12 protein-coding genes and 1 other RNA gene are annotated in these 15,626 nt (G+C 71.2%); 8 read left to right on the forward strand and 5 right to left on the reverse strand.

Annotated features, from left to right (window positions below):
- Positions 1 to 32: 32 nt before the first annotated feature.
- The 5 genes from ACG2DA_RS00440 to ffs all read right to left on the reverse strand — a co-directional run bounded on the left by ACG2DA_RS00440 (position 33) and on the right by ffs (position 2,821).
- Positions 33 to 656, reverse strand: coding sequence for a cysteine hydrolase family protein (locus ACG2DA_RS00440; protein WP_395253482.1), 624 nt, complete (start codon positions 654 to 656; stop codon positions 33 to 35).
- Between the two features lie 177 nt (positions 657 to 833).
- Positions 834 to 1,022, reverse strand: a complete 189-nt coding sequence (gene csrA, locus ACG2DA_RS00445) for a carbon storage regulator CsrA (RefSeq protein ID WP_145359739.1) — start codon at positions 1,020 to 1,022, stop codon at positions 834 to 836.
- Between the two features lie 158 nt (positions 1,023 to 1,180).
- The gene (locus tag ACG2DA_RS00450) at positions 1,181 to 2,194 is read right to left on the reverse strand and encodes an MOSC domain-containing protein (RefSeq protein WP_395253483.1); all 1,014 of its coding nucleotides are present in this window, start codon (positions 2,192 to 2,194) and stop codon (positions 1,181 to 1,183) included.
- Positions 2,191 to 2,535 carry a hypothetical protein gene (locus tag ACG2DA_RS00455; protein ID WP_395253484.1) on the reverse strand — a complete coding sequence of 115 codons (345 nt, stop codon included), beginning with the start codon at positions 2,533 to 2,535 and terminating at the stop codon, positions 2,191 to 2,193. The genes ACG2DA_RS00450 and ACG2DA_RS00455 overlap by 4 nt, the downstream gene beginning before the upstream one ends.
- A 190-nt stretch (positions 2,536 to 2,725) precedes the next feature.
- An RNA gene (gene ffs, locus ACG2DA_RS00460) (signal recognition particle sRNA small type) lies at positions 2,726 to 2,821 on the reverse strand.
- A 267-nt stretch (positions 2,822 to 3,088) separates the two neighbouring features.
- Between ffs and ACG2DA_RS00465 the strand changes: the two genes are divergently transcribed.
- From ACG2DA_RS00465 to ACG2DA_RS00500, 8 genes are all read left to right on the forward strand, one after another.
- Positions 3,089 to 4,219, forward strand: coding sequence for a PstS family phosphate ABC transporter substrate-binding protein (locus ACG2DA_RS00465; protein ID WP_395253485.1), 1,131 nt, complete (start codon positions 3,089 to 3,091; stop codon positions 4,217 to 4,219).
- 109 nt (positions 4,220 to 4,328) lie between these two features.
- A complete protein-coding gene (locus ACG2DA_RS00470; protein WP_395253486.1) occupies positions 4,329 to 6,986 on the forward strand; it encodes an ABC transporter permease subunit in 2,658 nt (885 codons plus the stop codon).
- Positions 6,987 to 7,044: 58 nt separating this feature from the next.
- Entirely contained in the window at positions 7,045 to 8,877 is a 1,833-nt protein-coding gene (gene pstA / locus ACG2DA_RS00475; protein WP_395253487.1) for a phosphate ABC transporter permease PstA, read from the forward strand.
- Between the two features lie 195 nt (positions 8,878 to 9,072).
- Positions 9,073 to 9,888 (forward strand): phosphate ABC transporter ATP-binding protein PstB, encoded by an 816-nt coding sequence (pstB, locus tag ACG2DA_RS00480; RefSeq protein WP_395253540.1) that lies wholly within the window; start codon positions 9,073 to 9,075, stop codon positions 9,886 to 9,888.
- Between the two features lie 189 nt (positions 9,889 to 10,077).
- Entirely contained in the window at positions 10,078 to 10,617 is a 540-nt protein-coding gene (locus ACG2DA_RS00485) for an NADPH-dependent FMN reductase (protein WP_395253488.1), read from the forward strand.
- A 142-nt stretch (positions 10,618 to 10,759) separates the two neighbouring features.
- Complete coding sequence (locus tag ACG2DA_RS00490; protein ID WP_395253489.1) at positions 10,760 to 11,806, forward strand: caspase family protein; 1,047 nt, start codon at positions 10,760 to 10,762, stop codon at positions 11,804 to 11,806.
- Between the two features lie 169 nt (positions 11,807 to 11,975).
- Positions 11,976 to 13,649, forward strand: coding sequence for an energy-dependent translational throttle protein EttA (gene ettA / locus ACG2DA_RS00495; RefSeq protein WP_395253490.1), 1,674 nt, complete (start codon positions 11,976 to 11,978; stop codon positions 13,647 to 13,649).
- Positions 13,650 to 13,842: 193 nt separating this feature from the next.
- The gene (locus ACG2DA_RS00500) at positions 13,843 to 15,513 is read left to right on the forward strand and encodes a helix-turn-helix domain-containing protein (protein WP_395253491.1); all 1,671 of its coding nucleotides are present in this window, start codon (positions 13,843 to 13,845) and stop codon (positions 15,511 to 15,513) included.
- Positions 15,514 to 15,626 lie beyond the last annotated feature (113 nt).

Below are 15,626 nucleotides of genomic sequence, written 5' to 3' on the forward strand. Positions count from 1 at the left end.
GAAGCGTCTGGGACGCTCCGACCGTTCTCGCGCTAGACGGACTCGCACTCGTCCGGGTCGCGGCGCTTCAGCTCTTCGAAATCCACCTCGGCGGCGTCCGGCACGTCCGCTTTGCAGACGAGCCGCATCTGTTCCAACGCCGCCTCGTTCAGTTCCGGGGAGTTCGAGGCGCAGGCGTCCCGCGGGACGACCACCCGGTAGTTCCGCAGCAGCGCGTCGTGGGCGGTCATCAGCACGCAGATGTTCCCCGCGATCCCGGTCAGGACCAGCGTGTCCGCTCCCAGATCGCTCAGCAGTTCCTGCAGCACGGTCCGGTAGAACCCGCTGTGCCGCGGTTTGAGGACGAAGTAATCCTCCTCGTCCGGGGCGACGGTCTCGGTGAGCCGTTTGCCGCGGCTGCCCCCGCGCGTGGCGTGATCGAGGGTGGCGGCGAAGTTGCTCCGCCAGCGGCCGAAGTTGTCGTTGACGTAAATCGTCGGCACGTCGGCGGCCCGAGCCCTCCGCTTGAGGTCGGCCGCCCGCTCCGCGGCGGCCTCGGCGTGCGGGCGGAGGTTCTCCCCCTCGGGGAAGTCCAGATCGTTGACGAAGTCAATCAGCAACAGGGCGACGCGGCAGCGGTCGTCGCCGGAGCGGGAGTCGGAGGCGGCGTCGGACACGGGGCGGGGCGGCGGTGAGGGGGGAGACTCCCTCACGCTACGGCCGGCGGGGCGTCGCCCCTCCGGGGACGCCCCCCGCGACGGCGTCGGTCCGTCCCGGTTCGGGACCGCGCACGTAAAAACGCCCCGGCCGGGGGCGGCGGGGCGTCGGGCAACGGGCAAATCGCGGCGGGCGACTCAGACGTCGGCGCCGGCCACGTCGCGCTCGCGGCGGATCGCGTTGAACACCTCTTCGCGGTGCACAGAAACGTCTTTCGGCGCGTCGATGCCCAGCCGGACCTTGTCGCCGCGGATCTCGATCACCATCAGGGTGACGTCCTCTCCGATCATGATCTTCTCGTCCTTCTTGCGGCTCAGAACCAGCATGGCGGCCTCCTTTCGCGGGGCGGTGTATATTTGAAACGATCTGCGCCGTGCGAAGTGTACCCCGCTTGACACTCACTGTGGTGAGCGTTCCAGCGGAATTCTGACGGCCCGGGAGCCTACCCGCGCCGCGGCGCCGGCGTCGGGGGCGTGGCGAAAAGTCAACGTCGCCGGCGCGAGCGGCTCCCGGAACTGCCGGTTCTGCCGCTCCGCCGGCTCTCCGGTTCCTCCGCTCCCGAGCGTTCCGCCGGCTCCATTTCCGGCCGCGGACCGATGATCCGCACCGCGTCGCCCACCCGCACGACCCCGCCGTTGCCCCCGCCCCGGCTGCGGCCCAGCGGCCGCGTATTCACCGCCAAACGGAAGAAGTGGTCGAACCCCGACTTCGGAGCGTACGGCGGCAGGTTGCGGCGCCGCAGGTCCGCGAACTCCTTCTGGAACCCCCGCAGCGCCGCCCCGGTGCGGCTGTCGCGGGTCGGCACCACGCACCGCTGGCAGGCCCGGGCGCCGACGAACCGGCCCTCGCCGGCCCAGAACTCAATCTCCTCCCCCGGCTCCGGGACCAGCCGGTCCTCGGCGAACGGCTCCGCGGTGCCGGTGCCCTGGGCGGTCAGTTCGAAGTTCGTCCGGAACCGGCGGCGAACCTCGTCCGGGGGCAGATCGAACCAGCCGGCGACCGTGGCGACCGTCGCCGCGGTGATGACCGTCGGCCCGGGGGCGTCGAGGTCGTCCGGGAACCCGGTGCGTTGATCCTCCCGCAGCCGCACCGGCCGGGCGAGCATCCGGGACAGGAACGCCTCCAGCTCCTCCCGGTCGTCGTGCAGGGAGAAGGTTCGCGAACCCGGTCCCGGTTGGCCCGCCTCGCCGTTCCCCGTCGCCCGCGGCCCGACCGTGACGCACTCCCCGCTGAGGTCGAACTCCGCCGCCACCCGATGCACCCGCGGCTCCCGCTTGCCGTTGACCACGGCGCCGTCCGGCCCGAACAGGGCGAAGCGGCGGTCCCAAGCCAGCGCCCCGCTGGGCAGCACCGCGGCGGCGTCCACCTCGACGCCGTCCAGACTCTTGATGGGGAAGACGGTGATGCGACCGATGCGCAGTTCCGGCCCGGGCGGGGTGGCGGCGGCTTCCGCGGCCTCGTCGGCGGCGGCGGCGGACCCGGGGGCGGAGTCGCTCATGTTCGGTCTGCGGCCTCGTCGGGGGCGGGGGGGGCGTTCGCGGCGGGGGCGGGTTCGTCGGCGGCGTCCTCGTCCGCCCCCGGCTCCGCCACGAGCCCGCCGTAGCGGGTGAAGACCGCCTCGATCTGCGGCGCCAACGCCATCAGCAACAGGTCGTCGCCGGTCCGCAGCCGTCGGTCGGACCCGATTTTGCCCGCCCGGTTCGCCAGCACGACCGCGGCGACGACGTGCTCCACGTCCACCGGCCGGCCGGTGCGCTCTTCCAGCGTCTCCGCGAGGTCCAGCAGGATCTCGGTGAGGCCCTCGTCGACGCTCACCTCCCCGGCCGGGGTGATCAGCACGCCTTCGGCGACGGGGATCGGTTGGTCGGACCCGGCGGCGACTTCGCCTGCGGGATGAGCATCGGGGGGAACGGGCGGGGCCATATCCCAAGGATAGGCGCCGGCCGCAGGGACGCCCAGCGTCCGCGGATCGCCGTCAACGCCTGCGCGACGCTGCGAACAGAGGGCGCAACGCTGCGGAAAGAGGGGGGAACGCGCCCCCGGGCACACCCGGACACGACACTTAGGGCTGCTCCGGTTAAGGCCTGACCCGGTTCACGACGCGCCCGCCGCACCCGGGGGAGCTCCCGGCTCCCGCCGCGACCGCCTCCCGGGGGAGGGCCGTCCGGCGGGGTGATGCGATTGGGCCTGCATTGTGTCCCGGCGATCTCCGCGGTCAAGCCGGCCGGGGCGGCAATCGGCGGCGGGGCGGGAGATCGGGCGGGGACCGGTCGGGCGGTCTGGGGGAGGCGGCGGCGGCGTCTTCACATAATCTTCGCCGAGGACCGTGCCGCGGTTCGCCGGACGCGGGTAGGGTCTGAGGCGTTCAACCCCCACCCCGTGCTTCCGCCCGATGTCGCGCCCGCCGCTTCGTTTTCTGCTCGCCCTGTCGCTGGTCGGTCTGACGGCCCTCGGCTGCTCCTCCGACACCGACGCCCTCGAGGGCACGCCGGAGACGACCGTGACGGCCGTCGATCCCGCGACCGGCTCCGCCGAGACCGCCCCGGCGCCCGGCGCCCCCGCCGCGGCGCCGGCCGGCGACGCCGTGCCGGTCGATCCGAATCTGCCGGACTACGAGCGCGGCGCCGCGGTCAGCGGGACGATCATCTCCAAGGGCTCCGACACCATGCGGGCCGTGATGGACTACTGGGCCGAGGGCTTCCGTGAGGAGTACCCCGGGGTGGACTTCGAAATCGAAAGCAAGGGGAGCAGCTCCGCCCCGACGGCGCTGATCGAGGGCTCCGCCCTGATCGGCGTGATGAGCCGGCCGATGAAGGACAGCGAGATTCAGGCCTTCGAGCAGAAGTTCGGCTACCCGCCCACGGAGATTCGCACCAGCCGCGACCTGCTGGCGGTGTTCGTGCACAAGGACAACCCGGTCGAGGGGCTGACCCTGCCGGAAGTCGACGCGATCTTCAGCGCCAACCGGAACCTCGGTCGGCCGGAGCGGATCGAGCAGTGGGGCGAGGTCGGCGTGGAGGGTCCGCTGGCCGAGCGGCCGATCAGCCTTTACGGTCGGAACAGCGCCTCCGGGACCTACGGCTACTTCAAGGAGGTGGCGCTGGGCGACGGCGACTTCAGCGACGCCGTGAAGGAGCAGCCCGGCACCGCCGGCGTCGTGCAGGCGGTCAGCGACGACCCGGCCGGCATCGGCTACAGCGGCGTGGGCGGTTCGACCGCCGGCGTGCGGGCTCTGCCGTTGGCGGCCGAGGAAGGCGGCGAATACTTCGAGCCCAGCGTCGAGAACGCCGATACCGGCGACTACCCCCTCGCCCGTTTCCTGCTGATTTACGTAAACAAGAAGCCGGACGCCGATTTGGAGCCCCTGCCGACGGAGTTCCTGAAGTACGTCTTCAGCAAGCAGGGCCAACAAAAGGTCGTGCAGGCGGGGTACTTCCCCGTGTCGGCGGAGGAAGCCGCCGCCCAACTGGAAGGCGCCGCCATTCCCGTCGCCTCCGCGTCCTCCGAAGACGCCGACAACTGACCTGTCGGCGCCCGCTGGTATGACACAGTCCGATCCCGCCGCCGGCACCTCTTTCACGGGGCGTCGGCGGAACCGTAAGACGAAAGCCTCCGTCCGTTGGGCGGACCGGTTGGCGTCCGCGCTGATCTCCGTGGGCGGGGTCGGCACGATTCTGGCGATCTTCGGCGTCGGGCTGGTGCTTGTTTGGCAGGTCGTCCCGCTGTTCACCCCGGGCGACCTCGAAACCCCCACCACGCTGACCGGCGGCGACACGCCCCGCACCGCGACCGCCGACGCCCCGGTGATCGAGCCGGCCGACGGCGTCCTGCCGGGGGACGAACCGGCGCCGGACGCCGCCGGGGGAGCGGCCACGGTCGCGGCCGGCGAGGCGCCGGTGCGGTTCGCCGTGGACGAATTCGCCGTGGCCGCCGCGACCGTCGCCGCCGACGGCACGGTCGTCGCCCTGGACGCCCGCACCGGCGAGCGGCTGGGGGCGAAGCGGCTCGCCGAGCAGGCCCCGACCGCCGTCACCGCCGCCCCGGACGGGGCGATGGTCGCCGTGGGTTTCGCGGACGGGACCGTGCGCCTGGGCGAAATGCGGTTCGATTCGGCGTTTCGTCCGGCCGCCTCCCTGCCGGCGGAGGCCCGCAAGCTCGCCGAGGGCGAAACGACGCCCGTGCCGGCGGAGGGCGACGATGCGGTCGGCGCCGTCGCCGAGGCGACCCGCGGCGGCCGGTTCCGCGTGCAGACCGTCGTCGCGGCGCTGGACGAAGAGGCCTATTCGCTGGGCGACGGCCCGGTGCGGGCGCTGGGCGTGTACGAGTCCCGCAGCGGCCCGGCGGTCGCCGGCTGGGTGGAGGGGGAGGGGCTGAAGTTCCTGCCGTTCCGCCGCTCCGGCTCGAAGCTGACGGCCCGGGACGTGGCTCCGCTGACGATCCCCGGCAGCGCCGACCTGCCGGACGGGCCGCCGACGTTCGTGCGGATCGCCGCCCGGGCCTCCGAGGCCCTCGCCGCCTGGCCGGACGGCCGGGCGGTGCGGTTCAACACCCGCAACGCCCGCAATCCGAAGTTCTCCGAGACGCTGCGGCTGGTCGACGAGGGGCGCACCCTGACGGCGCTGGAATGGGCCGTCGGCCGCGGCACGCTGCTGGTCGGCGACGACGCCGGCGTGACGACCGGTTGGTTTCCCTCCCGCGGCGCCGCCGCCGGCGGGGCCCGGTCGCTCACGGCCGCCAAGAATTATCCCGACGGCCCGGCGGCGGTGACGGCGATCGGCCCCAGTCCGGTCGACCGGCTGGCCGCGATCGCTTACGCCGACGGCACCGCCCGCGTGGTGCAGACGACCGTGGAGAACGTGGTCGGCGAGACGGAACTGGAGCGCCCCGCCGCGGCGGTGACGATCACGCCGCGGTCGGACCGGTCCTTCCTCTACGCCCTTTCCGGCGGCGGGGGCGACGTCGGGTTGAGCCGGGCGGCGTTCCAGGCCGGGGCGGCGGACGCCACGCTGGCGAGCCTGTTCCTGCCGGTCTGGTACGAGGGCGGCCCCGGCCCGGAGGCGAAGTGGCAGAGCACCGGCGCCGGCGTCGGCTTCGAACCGAAGTACGGCATGTGGCCGCTGATCTTCGGCACGCTCAAGGCGACCTTCTACAGCATGCTGTTCGCCGCCCCGCTGGGGATTCTGGCGGCGATCTACACCGGCGAGTACCTCTCGAAGCCGGTGCGGGCGAAGGTGAAGCCCGCCGTCGAGGTGATGGCCGGCCTGCCGAGCGTCGTGCTGGGATTCCTCGCCGCGGTGGCGTTCGCACCGTTCGTGGAGCGATATCTGGTGGCGGCGATGTGCGGGATCGTGACGGTGCCGGTTGCCGTGCTGCTGGGGGCGTACGTCTGGCAGGCTCTGCCGCAGCCGCTCACCCTGCGGTATCGCCGCTGGCGATTGGCGGCGGTGGCGGCGTGCCTGCCCCTGGGGGTCTGGGCCGCGAGCGCGGCCGCCCCGGTGGTGGAGGAGGCCCTGTTCGCCGGCGACGTGAAGTTCTGGCTCGACGGCCGGGCGGGCACGCCGGTGGGGGCCTGGATGTTCCTCACCCTGCCGCTGGCCGCGCTGGCGGTGGGGCTGGGCTCCGCGTACGGGGCGACGCCGAAGATCGTGCGGCGGGCGCGGGGCTGGAAGCGGGGGCGGTTCGCCTGGCTTCGGGTGGCCACGTTCCTCGGCAGCGTGGCGCTGACGCTGGGGCTGGCCTGGGGCGCGGCGTGGGGGCTGTCGGCGGCGGGCAACCTGATCGCCGGTTCGCCCTGGGACCCGCGGGGAGAGATCGTCGACACCTACCAGCAGCGGAACGCCGTGGTGGTGGGTTTCGCGATGGCCTTCACGATCATCCCGATCGTCTACACGCTGGCGGACGACGCCCTCAGCAGCGTGCCGGACAGCCTCCGCAGCGCCAGCCTCGGCGCCGGGGCGACGACCTGGCAGACGACCGTGCGCGTGGTGGTGCCCGCGGCGATGAGCGGGCTGTTCAGCGCGTTGATGGTCGGTCTGGGCCGGGCCGTTGGGGAGACGATGATCGTGCTGATGGCCGCCGGCGGCACGGCGATCACGGAGGTGAACCCCTTCAACGGCTTCCGCACGCTGGCGGTGAACATCGCCACGGAGATCCCCGAGGCGGCCCGCGGGACCACGCACTACCGCACGCTGTTCCTCGCCGCCCTGCTGCTGTTTGCAATGACGTTCGTCGTCAACACCGCCGCGGAGACGGTCCGGCTGCGGTTCCGCAAACGCGTCTCGCAGATTTGACCCCCCCCTCACTGTGGTTAGCCGTCCTCTTGAAGAGGACGGCTAACGAAAGCCCTTCATGAGCGACCGCCCCGCCCCCGCCGCTTTGCCCGCCCGCCGCGTGCGGGGCGGGCCGGCGCGCAGCGTGGTCGCCGGGGGCGAACCGGCGGTCTGGCTGTCCGGGGCGGCGCTGATCATCTGCCTGACGATGATCTTCGGCCTGCTGGGCCTGATCCTGTGGAACGGCGTCGGCACCTTCTGGCCCGGGGAATTGGTGCGGGTGACGCTCCGCAACGGCGACGTGTTGCTGGGCGAGCCGTACGGCACGGAGACGTTCGAACTGCGGCGGGCGTCCGTCGCCCTGCTGCCGACCGAAGCTCGGGCGGCGGCCCTCGCCGCGTTTCCGGAGGGCGAAGACACGATCGAGGCCGTCCGCGTGCTGCTCCGCACGGACAACCGCCGGGAGACCGGCTCGACCTTCACCTACGTCAACGCCTTCGAGGTCGCCCCCGGATCGCGGGCCGAACCGCCGTGGGCCGTCGTGCTGGAGCGGGCCAACGAGGGCCGGTTCCTCGGCGAACCGGTGCGGCTCGTCTCGCCGGAGGGCGCGTTCGAGGGGCCGGAGGCGGCCTGGGCGGCGTTCGAGCGGCTCCGCCCCGCGGCGCTGGAGCGGAACGAACGGCGGCAGGAACTGGAGGAGGCCATCAGCGACGAAGGGCGGAGCCTCAACGAGGCCCGGCTGCGGGTCCGCTCCGCGGAGATGCGGACCGGCGAACTCGGCCGCTCCCTGGCGGAATCGCTCGCCCGGCCGAACCTCCCCCGTGCGGAGCGGGAACGGCTGGGGACCGAACTGGCGGCGAAGCCGGAGCCGCTGCGGTCGGCGGTCGCCGCCTACGCCGCGGCCCGGCGGCGGAACGCCCTGCAGAACGCCCCGCGGGAACAGGAGATGGCGAAGCTGGCCGCCGAGAACGCCGCGGAGCGCCTCGTTATGCGGACCGCCGAGGGCCGGGAGGTGGAGATCGAAACGGCCGACGTCGTCCGCGGCTACCGGGCGAACGCCCTCTCTTGGTGGGGACGGCTGGGCGTGTATCTGTCGCGGTGGTGGGAGTTCCTCAGCGAGGAACCCCGGCAGGCCGGCACCGCCGGCGGCGTCTGGCCGGCGATCTGGGGCACCGTCACGATGACGCTCGTGATGACCCTCGCTGTGGTCCCCTTCGGCGTGCTGGCGGCGCTGTACCTGCGGGAGTACGCCACGCAGGGGGTGGTGGTGTCCGCGGTGCGGGTCGCGGTGAACAACCTCGCCGGGGTGCCGAGCATCGTGTTCGGCGTCTTCGGGCTGGGGTTCTTCTGCTACCTGATCGGCGGCGGCGTGGACCAACTGTTCTACGCCGAACGCCTGCCGGACCCGACGTTCGGCAAGGGCGGGCTGCTGTGGGCGTCGCTGACCCTCGCCCTGCTGACCTTGCCGGTGGTGATCGTGGCGACGGAGGAGGCGCTCTCCGCGGTGCCCAACAGCATGCGGGAGGGCAGTTACGCCTGCGGGGCGAGCAAATGGCAGACGATCCGCCGCATCGTGCTGCCCCGGGCGCTGCCGGGCATTCTGACGGGCACGATCCTCGCGGTGGCCCGCGGGGCGGGGGAGGTCGCCCCGCTGATGCTGGTCGGCGCCGTGAACACCGCCCCGGCCCTGCCGGTGGACTTCGACCCGCCCTTCGTGCACCCCTCCCGCAGCTTCATGCACCTGGGCTTTCACATCTACGACCTCGGCTTCCAGGCCCCGGACGGCGACGCCGCCCGGCCGATGGTCTACACGACCATGCTGCTCCTGATTGCGTTGGTCGCGGCGCTGAACCTCGCGGCGATGTGGCTGCGGGCCCGATTGCGGCGGCGTTACGTCTCCGCCTCCTTCTAAACTGTCGTTGTCGATTGCCTCCTCGCCGCCCGCGTGCGGCGGGGATCACCTTCCTCCCTCGACGTTGATTCCTTGGTCGCCCATCCGCTCGCCCCGCCGAACGCCCGCGCCGCCCGCTCGACCGCGGGATCGCCCGGCAACCCGGACGACGTGATCCTCGCCGGCGCCCCGCCCGCGGAGCCGCCCTCGGACCGCATGGCGGCGATCGCCCGCGGGGAGGTCGTCCCGGCGGAGGTCCACCCCGAACTGGCCGACGAGGAGCACGTCCTGCGGGTGCAAAACCTCAAACTGTGGTACGGGGCGAAGCAGGCGCTGTTCGACGTCAGCCTCGACGTGCCGAAGGGGCAGGTGACGGCGATGATCGGCCCGTCCGGTTGCGGCAAGAGCACCCTGCTGCGGTGCGTGAACCGGATGAACGATTTATTGGACATCGTCCGGATCGAGGGCGACATGACCCTCAACGGCGACAGCATCTACGACCGCAGCGTGGACGTCATCGAACTCCGCAAGCGGATGGGGATGGTCTTCCAGAAGCCCAACCCGTTCCCGATGAGCATCTACGAAAACGTCGTCTATCCCCTGCGGATCGACGGCGAGCGGGACCGCCGGGTGCTGGACGAGGTCTGCGAACGCAGCCTCCGCGGCGCCGCGTTGTGGGACGAGGTGAAGGACCGCCTGCAGGAGTCGGCCCTGGGCATGTCCGGCGGTCAGCAACAGCGCCTGTGCATCGCCCGGGCCATCGCCGCGGAGCCGGAGGTGCTGCTGCTGGACGAACCCTGTTCGGCATTGGACCCGATCGCCACCGGCAAGGTGGAGGACCTGATCCAGCGCCTGAAGGGCGAATACAGCGTGCTGATCGTCACCCACAACATGCAGCAGGCCAGCCGCATCAGCGAATACACGGCCTTCATGTACCTCGGCCGGCTGATGGAGTACGGGCCGACGGAGTCGATCTTCACCAACCCGAAGCTGGAAGAGACGAACAGCTACGTGACCGGTCGCTTCGGCTGAGCGCGGGGCGGCCGGACCTCGTACCAGCCGGATGCGCAAGCATCGGCCACGCGTCGCCGGTCCTCTTCGTCGTTCGACTGCGTGCCGCAGTTCGACTCGCGACCGGAGCTTGCGCTGCGGGCTGGTATTCGTGCCGGGGGCGTTAGGATCGGCCAACTCCGTCGTTCCACCGTCTCCCCGTCGCGCCCCGTGTACCTCGTCGTTTCCGCCAGTCTCAGCCCGACCAGTCGCAGCCGGTTGCTCGCCGCGGCCTGTGCGGCCCGTCTGACGGAGCGGGGGGAGACGGTCGAGACGCTGGACCTGCGGGCCGACCCGCTGCCGATGTGCGACGGGGCCGAGGCCTACGGCCACCCGAACACCGTCCGGGCCGCGAAACTCGTCGCCGAGGCCCAGGCGGTGCTGTTCGCCGCTCCCGTGTACAACTACGACGTCAACGCGGCGGCGAAGAACCTCGTCGAACTGACCGGCGCCGCCTGGACCGGCAAGACGGTCGGCCTGCTGCTCGCCGCCGGCGGGCACGGCAGCTACATGAGCGCCATGGGGCTGACGAACAGCCTGATGCTGGACTTCCGCTGCATCGTCGTGCCGCGGTTCGTCTACGCGCTCGGCGAGGCGTTCGGGGAGGTCGCCGAGGAGGAGTGGGGCGTCACCAACGACGACGTCGCCCGGCGGGTGATCGAACTGGTGGACGAAACCGTCCGCATCAGCCGCGCGCTGGCGGCGGACTGAGGCCGCGGGGGACCGAACCGTCCGGGCCCCGCCGGGCGGTTTGCGCTTTCCGCTCCCCGTCGTGCGACGGCTTGTTGACAGGCCGCGCCGCGGCGTTTGAGGTGAGGTCGGGCGGGGCGGCTCCCCGTCCCCAGGCGCCGTCATGTCGAAGCGTCTCGCGTTCCTGCTCGCCGCGGCCTCGTGGGGGGCGCTGGGGCCGACCGCGGCGGAGTGCCTCGGACAGTCGCCGGACCGGCCGGACTGGCGGACGGCCATGGCCTTCCCCCGGGTGAAGACGGATCACCTGGGAACGACCCGCACCAACGAGGCCGTCGTCAAACTGCGGGAGACGGCCTGCCCGTGCGGGTGCGGGATGAAGCTCGCCCAGTGCCTGGTCGACGACCCCAACTGCACGCACAGTCCGCCGGCGGCGCAGGCGATCGTCGACGCGATCTGGCGAACGCCGCGGTTGCACGTGCTGGCGATCACGGACGAGTTCGACAAGTCGATCGGCGTCGACTGCGAAGCCGACCGCCTGAACGTGCTCTCGCTCGTGGAGAGCAACGTGGACAACGCCCTGATCGAGGTGGAGGAGTTCTCCGAGCGCTCCGCCGCCTGGCGGGAACGGATGACGGCGGAGCACGTGCTCGCCCGGATCGGCTCCCTGAAGGTCGCTCCCCACGACGCGGTGTTCTTCTACTACTCCGGCCACGGCCTCTACACCGACCGGGCCGGGCACCTGTTCCACATGCCCCACGGCAATACGGAGCTGAGGCGCGCGTCCGTGTTGGCGGCGCTGAAAAAGCACAACGCTCGGCTGACGGTGCTTATCTCGGACACCTGCTACACCCGGTGGACGGGCAAAGAGCCGGCGGCGGCCGCCCGGGTCTGGAACGACCGGACCCGGCCGCTGATGCGGTCGCTGTTCTTCGAGTCGACCGGCGTGGTGGACGTCACCTCCAGCGAGAGGGACGAGTTCTCGATGGTCTACCCGAAGCGGTCCGGCTCCCTGTTCACCGGCTCCCTGGAGCGGGTCGTGGAGGCGAACCTCGACCGCCCGTTAACGTGGTCGCAGGTGTTCCAGGCGATCCGCGCCGACACCCAGCGGCAGTTCGCCCGGTATAATCCGCAGGGGGTGCCCAACGGCGACGGCGTGCAGACGACCCAGACGCCGCTGGCCCTGTCGCTCGCCCAACGCACGCCGCGGTAGGCCGCGGCCTCCCTGTCCGAACGGCCGTTCGCCCCGGCGACTCCTCGCGGACCGACCGCGCGGGGCCGACCGCATTGCGGTCTCGGCGCCCGATCCTACGATGCGCCGCCGCATCGCCTTTCCCAGCCTCTCCTCACCCCCGCCGACGGCGGGGCGGTTCTGAGACAGTATGAGTCAGCAGTACATTTACCAGATCGAAAACCTGACCAAGGTTTACGACGACAAAGAGGTTTTGAAGGACGTCAGCCTCGCCTTCTACCCGGGGGCGAAGATCGGCGTGCTGGGCGTCAACGGGGCCGGCAAGAGCACCCTTCTGCGGATCATGGCCGGCGAGGACCGCGACTTCGACGGCGATGCCGGTCTGATGATGAAGGACGTCACGGTCGGCTACTTCAAGCAGGAACCGGACCTCGACGGCTCCCTGACGGTCGCCGAGACCGTCGAGCTGGCCGTCGCCGACAAGCGGGCCGTGCTGGAGCGGTTCAACGACCTGAACATGAAGCTCGCCGAGGACCTGCCCCCGGACGAGATGGAGAAGACGCTCAAGGAACTGGACCAGGTCCAGAACCAGATCGACGCGGAAAATTTGTGGGAGATCGACCGGACCCTCGACATGGCCAAGGATGCCCTCCGCGTCCCGCCGGACGACGTCCTGATCGAACCGCTGTCGGGCGGCGAGAAGCGGCGGGTGTACCTCGCCAAGCTGCTGCTCTCCTCGCCGGACCTCCTCCTGCTGGACGAACCGACGAACCACCTCGACGCCGCCTCCGTCAGCTGGTTGGAGAAGTACCTCGCGGCGTTCAAGGGGACCGTCGTGGCGATCACCCACGACCGGTACTTCCTCGATAACGTCGCCGGCTGGATCCTGGAGATCGAACGCGGCCGCTGCCTGCCGTTCGAGGGCAATTACTCCGCCTGGCTGGAGGCCAAGCAGGCCCGCCTCGCCCTGGAGGAGAAGCAGGAGTCGAAGCGTCAGAAGACGATGAAGCAGGAGTTGGAGTGGGTCCGCAGCACCCCGAAGGCCCGCGCCACGAAGAACAAGGCCCGGCTGGAACGCTTCCAGCAGATGCAGGACACCAAGGTGGACCTCGCCGACGAGACGGCGGAGATCCAGATCGCCCCCGGCCCGCCGCTGGGCGAGTTGGTGGTGGAGGCCGAGGGCGTGCGGAAGGCCTACGGCGACAAGCTGCTGTACGACGACCTCACGTTCCGCCTGCCGCGGGGCGGCATCGTGGGCGTCATCGGGGCCAACGGCACCGGCAAAACGACGCTGTTCCGGATGATCACCGGGCAGGAGGAGCCGGACGCCGGCACCCTGCGGATCGGCCAGAAGGTGAAGCTCGCCTACGTCGACCAGAGCCGGGCCGACCTCGACCCGAACAAAACCGTCTACGAGGAGATCAGCGGCGGGCACGACATCCTCGAGCTCGGCGGGGGGCAGAAGATGCACGCCCGCTCCTACGCCAGTAAGTTCAACTTCAAGGGGCCGGACCAGCAGCAGCTCGTCGGCACGCTCTCCGGCGGGCAGCGGAACCGGGTGCACCTCGCCAAGTTGCTGCGGAGCGGCGGCAACCTGCTGCTGCTCGACGAACCGTCGAACGACCTCGACGTGGACACGCTGCGGTCGCTGGAGGAGGCCCTCCTCACCTTCCGCGGCTGCGTGATGGTCTCCAGCCACGACCGCTGGTTCCTGGACCGGATCGCCACGCACATCCTCGCCTTCGAGGGCGACAGCAAAACGACCTGGTTCGAGGGGAACTACGACCTCTACGAGCGGATGAAGAAAGAGCGGGACGGCGACGTCGGCCCCACGCGCACCAAGTTCCAGAAGATCGCCGTGTGACGGGGGATCGCCGTGTGACGGGCCGCGCGGCGGCGCCGGTCCTGCCGGTCGGGTTCGCTCGGGGGGCGGCCGGCTGGTCCCCGGGAGCGGAAACCGCTTGAACGGGCCGTGCCGGCGGTGAAGATTGATCCATCCCCGTGGACCGTCCCCCTGTGGGTTCAACGCGCCCGCCCCTCACCGTCTGATCGATCGCATGGCCGCCAAGAAGTACCTGTCGCTCGAAGAGGCGGCCGAGCGTCTCTCGATGCCGGCCGACAAGCTCAACAAGCTGCGGGCCGACGGCGAACTCCGCGGGTTCGCCGATCGCGGCACCTGGAAGTTCAAGGCCGACGACATTGAGGAGTACGGCCGCTCCCTGCAGGTCTCCAGCGATCCCGACGTTCCCCTGCTGGACGATCCGGACTTCGGCCCGGCCGACGCCGGCGCCGCTTCCGACGAGTCGCTGGAGATCCGCATGCCCGGCGAGGCGGACGCCGGCGACGACGACCTCGGCCTCGCCGACGAACCGACCATCGTCCGCGGCGGCCCCGGCGATACGGACGCGAGCGACAGCGACGTCCGCCTCGCCGTCGACAGCGCCCTGGGCGACGTCCGCGACACGGATTCCCAGGACGCCGGGAGCGGCCCGATCGACCTGTCGGACTCCGACAGCGACGTCCGCCTGATCGGCGACGAGTCCAGCGTGCTGCTGGGCGACGGCAGCGACAGCGACGTGCGACTGATCGCCGACGACAGCGCCGCGGGAGCCGCGGACGACGACGACAGCGACGTGGCGCTGGTCTCCGATTCCGACGCCCGCCGCCCCGGCGGCTCCAGCGCCGTCGGCGCCAACGTGCTGGACGACGACCACCCGTCCGAAGGGTTCGATCAGGACAGCCAGCTCACCCTCGGCGCCGACAGCGGCATCATGCTCGAGAGCCCGCTGGACAGCGGGATCGCCCTGGAGGGCGACAGCGGCGTGACGGTCAGCGGCGACGACGACAGCGGCCTCAGCCTCGCCGACGAGGACGACGACAGCGGCATCGCCCTGGCGGACGAGAGCAGCGGCATCGCGTTGGCCGAGGACAGCGACGCCTCCCTGGCCGACGCCGACTCCGCCGACGCCGCCAGCGCCATCGACCCGGACGACTTCAGCGGCGGGGAGGACGGCTCCAGCATCATCCTGCTGGGCGACGACAGCGGCATCGCCCTGGCCGGCGACAGCGGCGTGGTGATGGCCGACAGCGGCGTCGCCGACAGCGGCATCGCCCTGGACTTCCTTAACGAGGACGACGACGCCCCCTCGCCCACCCAGTCCCTCGCCGCCGCCGGGGCGGGCGCCGCCGCCGCCCGCGGGCCCGGCGCCACCGAGGCGGACCTGGAAGCCGTCGACGACGAGGGCTACTCCGTCGCCGACGACGAGGAGGGCGGCGCCGACACCTCCGTCATCCTGTTCGAAGACGACGAGGACGACTTCGACGATCCGGTCGAAGCCCCCGCCGGCGGGAACACCAGCCAGTTCGAGTTGGAGGAGGACTTCGACGAGTTCGAGTCCGACGACGCCACCGGCAGCGTGGCCTCCGCGGAGATTCTCGCCGAAGACGACGACGACGACATGGACGTCTTCGAAGCGTCCGACGCCGATTTCGAGGACGACGACTTCGAAAGCGGCGCCAGCCGGGCGGAGTTCGCCCCCGGCGGCTACGCCCGGGCCCCGGAGGCGGAGTTCGACGGCGTCACCGTCAGCCTGCTGGGCGCCGGCACCCTGCTGTTGTTGCTCGTCGGCGTGCTCTCCTTCGACCTCGTCCGCAGCATGTGGGGCGTGAACGAACCCGGCGTGTTCAGCCAGACGATCCTCGACTCGATCGGCAAGTCGCTGTATTGAGCCCGCGGCGCGGGGAATCCCAAGGACCAAGAAATCAAGAACCAGATTGATTTGGCGGTCCGGCGGCCCGCCGCCGCCCGTTATCCCTTGGTTCTTGATTTCTTGGTCTTGGA

This window comes from Alienimonas sp. DA493 (assembly GCF_043951915.1).
In the GTDB taxonomy this organism is placed as follows: domain Bacteria; phylum Planctomycetota; class Planctomycetia; order Planctomycetales; family Planctomycetaceae; genus Alienimonas.

Coding starts and splice junctions, on each gene's coding strand:
- pstA (WP_395253487.1), top strand. CDS start 7,045: ATGAGCGACCGCCCCGCCCCCGCCGCTTTGCCCGCCCGCCGCGTGCGG.
- pstB (WP_395253540.1), top strand. CDS start 9,073: ATGGCGGCGATCGCCCGCGGGGAGGTCGTCCCGGCGGAGGTCCACCCC.
- csrA (WP_145359739.1), bottom strand. CDS start 1,022: ATGCTGGTTCTGAGCCGCAAGAAGGACGAGAAGATCATGATCGGAGAG.
- ACG2DA_RS00500 (WP_395253491.1), top strand. CDS start 13,843: ATGGCCGCCAAGAAGTACCTGTCGCTCGAAGAGGCGGCCGAGCGTCTC.
- ettA (WP_395253490.1), top strand. CDS start 11,976: ATGAGTCAGCAGTACATTTACCAGATCGAAAACCTGACCAAGGTTTAC.
- ACG2DA_RS00450 (WP_395253483.1), bottom strand. CDS start 2,194: ATGAGCGACTCCGCCCCCGGGTCCGCCGCCGCCGCCGACGAGGCCGCG.
- ACG2DA_RS00465 (WP_395253485.1), top strand. CDS start 3,089: ATGTCGCGCCCGCCGCTTCGTTTTCTGCTCGCCCTGTCGCTGGTCGGT.
- ACG2DA_RS00490 (WP_395253489.1), top strand. CDS start 10,760: ATGTCGAAGCGTCTCGCGTTCCTGCTCGCCGCGGCCTCGTGGGGGGCG.